We start from the raw sequence: 11,286 nt of genomic DNA, 5'->3' as shown, positions 1-11,286 counted from the left end.
TTTTGTTCTTTGGATACAAACTTACACAAAGAAGTCTTCGTGAGATTATACTCTTTTTGTTTAATACACATGATATTTGACAATTCTTTTTTCTTCTTTTTTTCAGAAGCTGACAGTTCAGAACCTTTCTTTTTAGAAAAGTCAGCTTTTCCATAAGCTTTGCGTGCATCCACATATTCTGTATCATGAAATAAAGCATTCAATCGATTTGTAGCATATCGAACCAACTGGTTATGCATCTGGTTCGCATAGAAAAAAGACTTCGACAAAAAACGTTTCTCAGATCCACTTAGTTCCAATTGAAAACGTACTGTATACATATCGAAATCTCCTTTTCTCTACATATATATTATAACATGGTTCCCGTATAGAAACTGTTGAAAAACTGTTACATACGTCATTCATCTCATGACCAAAGTCACGAGCGTTCTGACTTCAACAGTAAAATCCAAATTAATAAATATACTAAGAAGAAAATGATTGGTCCAAGAATGGATCCTTACTATTATCTTTAATTATATCAACTTTTCAAAAAGAATGATATAGTTTAACCATGAAACAAAATATCACAATCAAGCCTGAACTCAAAATCAAACAAGCCTTTAATTCGCAAAAGGAACAAAGTCTTAAAATCCTTTCTTATAATACAAAAGACTTAAAAGAATACTTATTCAAGCAATCGCAGACAAACCCATTTTTAACATATACGGCTGAGGCAGATGCATTCCTTGAATATGATCATTCTACACAAAGTTTATATGACAAAATTGAAGCTGAGCTTAAAAGTACAAATCAAACAATCCCTGAAGATCTATATCAATATTTAATTAGTCAATTAGATTCCAATGGCTATTTTAAAACAACTCCATCCATCTCTTATTATTCTGAAAAACAACTACAACAAGCCATCTACATTCTTCAAAGAACAGAGCCATATGGATGTTTTTGTAGAAATCTAAAAGAATCTTTAAGAGTACAATGTGAGCTTAGTGAAAATCCAGCTAGTGAAACAGGGACTATTTTATGTGATTATCTTGAAGATCTAGCACAACACAATTATGAAAATATTATGCACGAAACTGATCTTACGTTAGATGAAATCGATGAGGGATTCCATTTCATTCAAACACTCAATCCTAAGCCTGCCGCAAACTATTCTACAGATGCACCCATCTTACAAGCAGAAATCAAAGTTATGTATGATGGTGAATTTCATTTTGAATGGATCAACCAAAACTATTCCATTCAATTCGATGATATGAATAATCTTACTAAAGAATTAAGAGCCCTAAGAAATGAGGCTAAACAACTTTTAAATACAGTTCAAAAAAGAAATATGACACTTCTTCAAATCATGGATACACTATGCCATATTCAAAAGGATTTCTTCATTTCAAATAGTCCATTGAATTACTGTACACTAGAAATGGTAGCTAAAGAGTGTGGATTACATGCCTCTACTATATCGAGAGCTATCAATCAAAAAGGTTTTGAATTCAACAACAAGTATTATCCAATCAAGCACTTGTTCTGTCATACTGGATTTAAAAAAATTACATCCGAACAGATCAAACAAAGAATTAAATATTTAATTCAATTGGAAGACAAAACAAAACCCTTGAGTGATGAAAGTATCAAGAAAGCCTTAGCTAAAGAAAAAATCAACATTTCTAGAAGAGCCATCACAAAATATCGTGAGCAGTTACTAATTCCGTGCGCATCAAAAAGAAAGTCTATGTAAAATTAAGTGGTTAAAGTTCTTAAGAATTTAACCACTTTTTACATGAAAATGGACCCAGTTTACTGAGTCCATTTGAATTTATCATGTTTTTGTTTAATTAGTTTTTACGTACGTATTTCAAGCAGTCAAGAGTTACGGCGATAAGAATGATAATTCCTGAGAATACGAACTGTAAGTTTGTATCGATACCTAAAATTGTTAATGAATAAGTTAATGCAGTAAAGATCAATACACCGACTACTACACCAGAAATTTTACCGATACCACCAGTAAATGAAATACCACCAACTACGCAGGCAGCGATCGCATCCATTTCCCATCCTTGTCCATAAGCAGCTGAACCAGAACCAATCATACGAATACATTCTAACCATGAACCAAATCCGTATAAGATACCGGCCATCATGAAGGCACCAACAGTTACCTTAAATACTGAAATACCAGATACAGATGCAGCTTCTGGGTTTCCACCTACGGCATATAAGTTTTTACCGAATTTTGTTTTATTCCAAATAAACCAAACAATCGCAACTGCAGCTATAGCCCACAAAATAATTGTTGGGAAGCCACCAACCTTAGGAATGATCTTTCCTGGAATTGATTGATCAATACCACCAAAAGAAACACCTTTTGTTGAATAAGTTACTAAACCAAAGATAACTAACATGTTAGCCATTGTTGAAATGAATGGGTGCATCTTAAATCTAGCTGCAAAGAAACCAGCAATTGTTGTAAACAATGTACATAACACAACACAAACAACTAAAGCTAAAAGAATTCTTCCACCAACTGGCATAGTTGAGAAGTCAAATACTTTACCAAATACTGAACCAGTATTAGGACCATTGTGCATGATAATTGTAGCGGCTGTCATACCCATACCAACCATACGTCCAACAGACAAGTCGGTACCAGCTAACATGATTAATCCGGCTACACCTAATGCTAAGAACATTCTTGGTGATGCTTGTTGCATAATACTCAAGATGTTGTTGACAGTAAGAAGTTGTAATCCATTCTTTTTAATTGGTGTAATGATACATAAGAAAATGAATACAAAAATAATCGCAATATATAAACCGTTTTTCAATAAGAAATCACGTGTATTAAATGAATATTTGTAGTTCTCGATTTTTTGAGCTTGTTTTTCTGCAAATGAGAAGTTAGACATTTTCAATAAATCGATTAAGTGATATTCAAATGTGAACGCATCATGTTTGCGGTCTTTTGCCTCTTGCATATTTTTAGTATATTCAAGTTTTGCATCAAACATACGGTTCTTATAAATGAAGTTTTCTTCCTTGATTTCTTCTTTGTCACTAAGACCTGATAAAATATCTTTATGTTCTTTTTCTAAGTCTTTTAATTTTTTATCATAATCTGCCTTAGCTTTTTGAACTTCATACTTATTACTTTCAACAACTTTGTTGTAGTAATCTGTTTGATAGTGATCTTTTAAATATTTTTCAGCTTGAGCAACCTTTTCACTAATTGGCTGTTTATTTTTAGCTTCGATTTCTTTAGCTTTTTGTAATTTGCTGTTTAATTCTGAAAGACGAGCTTCCTTCTCGCTTTTAGTATAAATTTTATCTCTTTTTAAAGCCTCGATTTCTTCTGAATATTCCAAGACTTTATTTGTTCCTTCTTCTCTTAGTTCATCAATTTCAGCTTGGATTTTTCCAACATAATCCTCAATAGGTTTACGTAGTGCAAGCTCTTCATCACGACTAAGAATATTTGTAACTGTATTTGTCATAATTATCTCCTTTATAGGTATTTTGCACTGAGTCTCAACAACTCTTCCTGGTTAGTATCTTTTGTATTTACAATACCTGCTAAGCGTCCATTTGACATAACGCCAATACGGTTTGTGATACCTAAGATTTCTGGCATTTCACTTGAAACTACAATAATTGTTTTTCCTTGTTTAGCCATTTTGATGATCAATTCGTAAATTTCATATTTAGCACCTACGTCAATACCACGTGTAGGTTCATCCATCATGAATACATTTGGTGATCTCTCTAACCATTTACCGAAGATAACTTTTTGCTGGTTACCACCAGATAGACTTGTAATCGCATCATTTGGTCCCATACACTTAGTTCTCATGGTCTTGATTTCTTTATTAGTAGCTTGAACCATCTTATTATCAGAAAGTGCTACCTTATTCATATAAGTAGGTAAATTCGCAATTGTTGTATTGAATGTTAAATCACATTTCAAGAACAAACCATTCGCTTTACGCTCTTCAGTAATTAGCGCAAAACCATGTTCAATCGCTTCTTTAGCACTATTAAAGTTCATTAACTTATTGTCAAAATAAACACGACCTGATGCTCTTGTACGAATACCAAAGATTGTTTCTAGTAACTCTGTACGACCTGCACCTACTAAACCGTATAGACCGAAAATCTCACCTTTTTTAACGTCAAATGTAATATCTTTTAAGTATGGCTCATATTTTGTTGATACATGTTGAATAGATAACAACGGTTCTCCAGGAACATTATCAACAGGTGGGAATCGGTTATCCAATGAACGACCTACCATGGCTGCAATCAATTCATTCATGTTGGTTTCAGAAGTAGGTTTTGTCATAACCATCTTACCATCTCGTAGAACCGATACTTCATCGCAAATTTCAAAGATTTCATCCATTTTATGAGAAATATAAATTAGCGAAATGCCTTGTTTTTTTAGCATACGCATCATATCAAATAATTTATTAACCTCTTGTGTCATCAAAGAAGATGTTGGTTCATCAAGTACGATAACCTTTGAGTTATATGAAATAGCTCTGGCAATTTCACACATCTGTCTTTGTGATACAGACATATTTCGCATTGGTTGATCTAAGTTAACTGTCATACCAAGCTTTCTAAAAAGCTCAGATGATTTCTTTTTCATTCGATCTTCATCTACTACGCCAAAAGAATTAGTAGGATAACGACCCAAGAACAAATTGTCTTTAACATTTCTTTCAAGACATTGATTTAATTCCTGGTGCACCATGGCTATACCATTTTCAAGTGCTTCCTTTGGTCCAGAAAAATTAATTTCTTTTCCTTCTAAAAAAATTGTACCTTCATCTCTTTGATATGTCCCAAATAGACATTTCATCATTGTTGATTTACCAGCACCATTTTCTCCCATAAGCCCCATAACTGTGCCTGGTTTTAAATCTAAACTAATGTGATCCAAAACACGGTTACGTCCAAAAGACTTACTCATTCCGCGTATAGATAAGACTAATTCTTCATTCTTATCTGCCATAAAATCTCTCCTATTTTTTTACTACTATTTAAATAACATTAGGGAGAAAATAATTTCTCCCTAATAAGTTTAATCCTGTGTTTTATTGAATTATTTATTTAAGGATTCCTGTGTAAGAAGCTGCATTGTCAGTCTTAACCATGTTAATTGCGAATGCATCATATTTGTCTGGGTTTCCTAAACGGTTTGTGATGTTAGATTCAGTTTGTCCATCTCCACCAATGTATTCAACATCTAAATTCAATAAGTCATCATATTTTTCTAATAATGGTTGGTAAGTTGAACTTAAGAAGTTGTCAGAAGCATTGTAGATATTTAACCAAACGCTCTTCTTAGCGTGGTCTTTTTCATCTAATTGATTAGAAACTGGAGCATAAGTAACTGTTGAATCTAAGAAATCTTTATAGTTGTCACCAGTAACAGCAACGTTTAATGCATAGTAAGAACGTTGATCAGCATTGTATGTGAATACATCATCACTTAATACGTTTCCTGCATCATCTTCTGTACCGATACCTGTATCGATATCAACACCATCTAAAGCATTACGTAATACTCTTAATGTTAAATAAGCTTGAACGTCAGCATGTTGAGAAATTGTTCCACCATATCCTTCAGCGATTGCAGCAACTGCATCTGAGTTAGCATCGTATCCAAATGTAGGAACTTTATTTTCTTTTGACCATGCATTGAACATTGACATACCCATACCATCATTGTTAGAAGCTACAACGTCAACTTCTTCACCGAATGAAGCAGTCCATGTACCGATTGTATTACCTGCAGTTGCAGCATCCCATGTTGCACCTGAAGAGTTTTTCATTTCTTGAGAAGCAAGTTCTCTTACTGTATAAGTTTTTCCGTTAATTTCTAATGAACCATCTTGAACGTTCTTAGAAGAACCATCAGTATTGATTCCAGCTGGATCACTTACAACTTCGCCATCTTTTTCAACAGCTGTACCTAATGCTTTACGAACACCTCTTGTACGAGCAATAGAGTCATTGTGACCAACATCACCAATAGCTAATACGTAACCGATAACGCCATCTCCGTTACGATCTAATGTATCGATATTCTTTTCGATATAATCTTTAATCATTTGACCTTGAAGTTCAGCACCTTGATTTGCATCGAAACCAACATAATAAGTATCTTTGTTGAAGTTTAATGCATCCATATCTAATTCACCAGTTGAACTGTTTGAAGGTTGACGGTTATACCATACCAATGGTTTATCAGCGTTCGCAACACTAGAACCACCAGTTTTTCCTTCATCTCCTCCACTGCTACAAGCAGTTAATGCAACACCCATAGATAAAGCTGCAGCAATTGTTAAAAATCTTTTGTTCATATTATCCTCCTGTATAGATTTTTACACTAAGACACACTTCCCAAATGGATACTTCACATTCTATATAGAGACATACATATAATATGATTGGCAGCCGGGTGTTTCAAAATGAATTTATAAATTATACTCGAAACAAAGCCATTTGTCGTGAAATCAATTTATATTATCTGTTATACACTTTTAATATCCGCTTTATATCCTAATCAATGGGATGCGTCTTTTTACTACTGTATCATAGCACATACTTGCAAGCGCTTTCAATCATTTTTTTAAAAAATTTTTTATAACCCCAATTAATTAAATCACACTATTTTATTAATTTTTTCACATATCCACCCAATAAAATATAACCCATATTCCTATCAAATTTCTAGGCTTTGTCATATACAAAATGATACTTTAAACATATCAATTTCTTTACCTACAACAAAAATATAAATCTGAAAAAATCAATTTAAAAAAAATTAATTTTTTTGCTTGCAATATTAACATTCTTATAGTATCATTAACTAGCACTTGTCAGGAAAGACAAGTTTAATATACATGGCGCGTTGGAGAAACGGTTAACTCACATGCCTTTCACGCATGCATTCACGGGTTCGAATCCCGTACGCGTCACCATTGTTTAAATAAAGTCCGAAAGGACTTCTTTTTTTTACGCAAAACAACTTCACATAGAAAAAGGATCTCAGTTTATACTATTACTGAAATCCTTTGAAACGTTAAAGTTCATTCACAATGTTATGTACCCAAATCCCCTTTTTGACTAATGTGATTCCTAATATTGCCTTAGGAATATCAACACATTGTACAAGTAAGTACACATTGAATATAGGAAGATTTGTAAAACGAGTTAAACACATCGCAACCATAAACGTAAATATAAATGTATATCCACTATCAAAGAAGAATGTTAATAATGTTTTTCCACCTGCTCGCATTGTAAAGTAGCTACTATAATACAAAGAAATAATTGGAAGCATACAAGCCGAAACTCTCAACAAAGATGTTGCTAACGACTTTACTTCTATAGACGTATTGTAGATTTGTGGAATAAATGATGAACATCCAAACAAAGCTACACCAATACATAGACACATCATAAAGTTCATAAACACCATCTTCAAATCACAGTCTTTGGCATATTCAATTTCACCAGCACCAAGTCTTTGACCTACAATAATTGAAATCGAATTTCCCATCGCATAACAAATAATCATAAAGAAATTGGTTACTGTTGATGTAATATTGATGGCCGCCACAGCCTCAAGTCCTCTTGTTGAATAACATTGAGAAATAAGTGCAATAGATATCGACCACAATATTTCATTACACAATAGTGGCACCCCTCTTTTAACAACATTCTTAAATATATCACCAGATATCTTATCCAAACGCATCGCATCTTGTAAATATTCATTCTTATATCCCGCAGCTATATTTATACTCATTTCCACTACACGAGAAACCACCGTCCCAATTGCCGCGCCTATAACGCCAAGTCTAGGAAAACCAAAATGTCCAAAAATTAAAATGTAGTTGATACAAAAGTTCACAATAACGGCTATAACACTAGCCTTCATCGGTAAAACTGTATTCCCCGTTTCTCTTAACGAAGAAGAATATACTTGTGTAATCGCAAATGGAATCAGTCCAATCAACATAACATTCATATACTGCATGCCATAATTCAATGTTATCAAACTATCTGTTGGATCATCATTTAAATATAAAGAAATTAATGAAGGTCCAAGTAATTTAAAAATACAAATGGCCAGCACCGAAATCAAAATACCAATCAACATTTTAATTCGGAAACAATTATGTACACCATCTCGATTCCCTCTTCCATAGAACTGTGCCAAGAATATTCCAGCACCTGACATTGCACCAAAAACACTCACATTAAACACTTGAAGCAATTGATTTGAAATAGATACACCACTCATAGATAGTGTTCCCAATTGTCCAATCATAATGTTATCTAATAAACTGGCAAGATTGGTAAACCCATTCTGTATCACAATTGGTATACATACAATCAAAACCATTCGATAAAACTTCTTATCACCAATTAACGATTTCATGCCCTTTCCCCTCTATGTAGAAATACCGAGAACTTTTAATGATTCTCGGTATTATTTTTGTTGTAACACAATGCACCTAATAAATTGGCATCATTGTTAAATTTACAAGCTTTGACAACAGGCTTCTCCAATGTAGGAAACCATTGTTTCAAATTATTCATATTTTCTTTGATACACTCAATGAGTTTAGGCTGTGCCGATATGCCTCCACCAATCAAAATTGTATCCACATCCAATAATAATTGAAGATTATTTAACATCCAAGCCAAATTTTGGCAATATTTGTTGAAATCTGCATATACTTTTTCATCATCTAAATGATCAAAAAGTTCTTTACCCGTTAAACCCGTTGCTCTTTCAAGACCATCTTTTCCAAAGCAATACGCCATGGTATTCTTAAAAGTCTTTTCCGTATCCATATGCGCATCTGAATATTCACCAGCCAATAAATGTGAACCTTCATATACTTTATGATCAATCACTATACCCATTCCAATATAGGTACCTAAAACAACAACCAAAGCATTCTTTGAATGTATCAAATTTCCAAATCCAAGCTCTGCCCACGTTGCACAACGACCATCATTTTCAATTGTCACTTTACAATCTTTGATTTCTTCCAACCTTTCCTTTAAAGGATAATTTGAAAGAAACGCAAGCCTACCCGTAATAAAAGCTTTTGAATGATCTTTATTCAAGATTCCAGGCATACTGATCGCAATTCCAGTATATTCAAAGGGTAAATCACAAATGGATTGAACTATTTTATCCGCCGTATCCAAAGTAGGATATTCCCCTTTTTGTAGGATATTTCCCGACGCATCGCATAATCCATATTTAATATTGGTACCACCAATGTCGATCGTTAAAATCATAATTTTTGCGACGTTGAAATTGTGTAACTATATAAATCACCACGATAGTAACACATTGTATACTCTATCTTTTTCTTCTTTTTATCATAAGAAACACGCTTACGGGCTAATACCGGCTGATCCTTACGTATCTTCAGAGCCAAACAGATTTCTTCACTCGGATTAATCGCAGAAAACTCTTCATCTATTCTTGTAGGTGCGCCAATCACTTCATAAATAGACTGTGTTTGTTCTTCCATATTCAAAGGTATATTCAAACTTAAAGGAAAATAAGACACAAAATACACCAATAACACATCATCTGCACTACGAACTCTTCGAACACAATACATCATTTCTTCGTCCAAGCCAAACAATTCTCTTGTGGCTTCATCCGGAATTTCTTTTGTGATGTGAAAAGATTTTGTTCCCGGCATTCTTCCTAAAGCTGTCATTTCATCTGTAAAACTACGGATATGTGACAATTCCTCTTTGATTTTAGGCCTGTATGTCACAAACGTACCCTTGCCACGACCACGCTTCACCATACCTTCCTGCTCTAATTCAAGAATAGCCTGTCTAGCTGTAATTCTTGAAACATCGTAAATCTCTTGAATTTCCATTTCACTGTCAACGCGATCTCCTACAGCCAAGATTCCATCTTGAATATCTTTTTTGTAGAACTCCTTAATTTGTTTATAGTAAGGAAGATGACCCGGCGTTGTATCCAACTTATGCATAATTTGATCTCCTTATATTTGTTATAACAATTATATGATATTTCTTCTTTGCTTGTCAATTTCAATCCATTCATCTAATGTCATTGGAACATAATCGCTGTACATACAAAAACAATTAATCAACTGACAAGGCACACCCTCCAATTGACCATCGCTGATTCTTGGATGTTTTTGTTGATGAATATACTCTTGATACGCATCCAAAAACTGCTGATCTTGGGTCGCATGAATATGTCCATGCAACATAAATGTTTTTGGATTTCCATCCTCATCTCTTCGATATTGTCCGTTATAGCACGCAATTGGATAATGAGACAACACTACTTTTCGCTTATTCTCATTTAATTCCGCATAATCTTTGATCCACACAAATCTTGAAGTATCAAAATTTTTATCATCCAAGAAACGATCGTGATTTCCACGAATCAAATAAATTTTACCCTTTAATTCATCTAAGATCTCTGCCGTTTGACTTGCGTTTCCCCAAGAAAAATCTCCCAAAACAACAACTTCATCATTCTTTCGAACTTTACTGTTCCATTGATCAATCATATATTCATTCATATGTTCAATGTCTTCAAAGCCTCTTTGATCCATCTTTTCATTCAACGAACGATGAAAAAAATGTGTATCCGCAATATAATAACGCATCTTTTAACTCATCCTTTCAAACAGAAAATAGCGGAAAACCCGCTATTTTATCATACACGCAAATCCTTCTTGTTTAAAAGCACTTTGCGTCTTTTTCAAACTTACATAATCCGATTGAGCTTCGCCCTTATCCAATAAGCCACTTTCAATCAGTGTATCTATATTTGCTGTTTTAAAATCCATTTCCAACGTCACTTCAACCTGCTGTTCTTTTAATTCAGTAGATACATGAACGCCTTCAATCGAATTATATTTATCATCCAATGAAGAATTGATCTTAGATTGGATCTGTTCAGAATTCATATCTTCTGTTATACCTAAATCTGAAAAGCTCATCGCAAACTTCTGTGTCATCTTTTGAATCTTATCCCCCTTAGCTTCAAAAGTAACTTGTTGCGAAGAATCATTCTTACAATCGATTACCTTTATTTTATTTGTCTTTTTTACTGTAACCGGCGCCTTTTCCGTTGACTTACTCTTTTGATGCGTAAGATCACTCACTTTTGTACAGCCACTCAACAATAAACATGCACACAACAAATATTGAATTCGCATAAGTATTCCCCCTTACGCAAATCATTTT

The 11,286-nt window shown here is 33.7% G+C and carries 10 protein-coding genes and 1 tRNA gene; 2 read left to right on the top strand and 9 right to left on the bottom strand.

The window, feature by feature from the left end; translation table 11 throughout:
* Positions 1-320 (bottom strand): hypothetical protein (locus Q0F04_RS06440; RefSeq protein ID WP_295751453.1); only part of this gene is annotated, 320 nt, incomplete at its 3' end.
* A 233-nt stretch (positions 321-553) separates the two neighbouring features.
* Between Q0F04_RS06440 and Q0F04_RS06435 the strand changes: the two genes are divergently transcribed.
* Positions 554-1,741 carry a hypothetical protein gene (locus Q0F04_RS06435; protein WP_295751450.1) on the top strand — a complete coding sequence of 396 codons (1,188 nt, stop codon included), beginning with the start codon at positions 554-556 and terminating at the stop codon, positions 1,739-1,741.
* A 97-nt stretch (positions 1,742-1,838) separates the two neighbouring features.
* Here the strand turns inward: Q0F04_RS06435 and Q0F04_RS06430 are convergent, their stop codons facing one another.
* The 3 genes from Q0F04_RS06430 to Q0F04_RS06420 all read right to left on the bottom strand — a co-directional run bounded on the left by Q0F04_RS06430 (position 1,839) and on the right by Q0F04_RS06420 (position 6,371).
* Positions 1,839-3,497: a galactoside ABC transporter permease gene (locus Q0F04_RS06430; RefSeq protein ID WP_295751448.1), complete on the bottom strand. Its 1,659-nt coding sequence runs from the start codon at positions 3,495-3,497 to the stop codon at positions 1,839-1,841.
* An 11-nt stretch (positions 3,498-3,508) separates the two neighbouring features.
* Positions 3,509-5,017: a sugar ABC transporter ATP-binding protein gene (locus Q0F04_RS06425; protein WP_295751445.1), complete on the bottom strand. Its 1,509-nt coding sequence runs from the start codon at positions 5,015-5,017 to the stop codon at positions 3,509-3,511.
* A 94-nt stretch (positions 5,018-5,111) separates the two neighbouring features.
* Positions 5,112-6,371, bottom strand: a complete 1,260-nt coding sequence (locus Q0F04_RS06420; RefSeq protein WP_117572145.1) for a substrate-binding domain-containing protein — start codon at positions 6,369-6,371, stop codon at positions 5,112-5,114.
* Between the two features lie 545 nt (positions 6,372-6,916).
* Here Q0F04_RS06420 and Q0F04_RS06415 point away from each other — a divergent pair.
* Positions 6,917-6,992: transfer RNA gene (locus Q0F04_RS06415), tRNA-Glu, on the top strand.
* A gap of 101 nt (positions 6,993-7,093) precedes the next feature.
* Here Q0F04_RS06415 and Q0F04_RS06410 read toward each other — a convergent pair.
* The 5 genes from Q0F04_RS06410 to Q0F04_RS06390 are packed head-to-tail and all read right to left on the bottom strand — an operon-like array spanning position 7,094 to position 11,258.
* The gene (locus tag Q0F04_RS06410) at positions 7,094-8,458 is read right to left on the bottom strand and encodes an MATE family efflux transporter (protein WP_295751444.1); all 1,365 of its coding nucleotides are present in this window, start codon (positions 8,456-8,458) and stop codon (positions 7,094-7,096) included.
* 35 nt (positions 8,459-8,493) lie between these two features.
* A complete protein-coding gene (locus Q0F04_RS06405; protein WP_295751441.1) occupies positions 8,494-9,333 on the bottom strand; it encodes an ROK family protein in 840 nt (279 codons plus the stop codon).
* Positions 9,330-10,052, bottom strand: a complete 723-nt coding sequence (locus Q0F04_RS06400) for a GntR family transcriptional regulator (protein WP_295751439.1) — start codon at positions 10,050-10,052, stop codon at positions 9,330-9,332. The genes Q0F04_RS06405 and Q0F04_RS06400 overlap by 4 nt, the downstream gene beginning before the upstream one ends.
* Before the next feature lie 30 nt (positions 10,053-10,082).
* Positions 10,083-10,703, bottom strand: coding sequence for a metallophosphoesterase (locus tag Q0F04_RS06395; RefSeq protein WP_295751436.1), 621 nt, complete (start codon positions 10,701-10,703; stop codon positions 10,083-10,085).
* Positions 10,704-10,745: 42 nt separating this feature from the next.
* Positions 10,746-11,258 (bottom strand): DUF1307 domain-containing protein, encoded by a 513-nt coding sequence (locus Q0F04_RS06390; RefSeq protein ID WP_295751434.1) that lies wholly within the window; start codon positions 11,256-11,258, stop codon positions 10,746-10,748.
* Between the last annotated feature and the right edge of the window lie 28 nt (positions 11,259-11,286).

It is taken from the genome of uncultured Holdemanella sp. (genome assembly GCF_934772795.1).
Classification (GTDB): domain Bacteria; phylum Bacillota_I; class Bacilli_A; order Erysipelotrichales; family Erysipelotrichaceae; genus Holdemanella.
The sequence above is the reverse complement of the archived record's forward strand: the minus strand, read 5'-3'. Positions and strand labels throughout refer to the sequence as shown.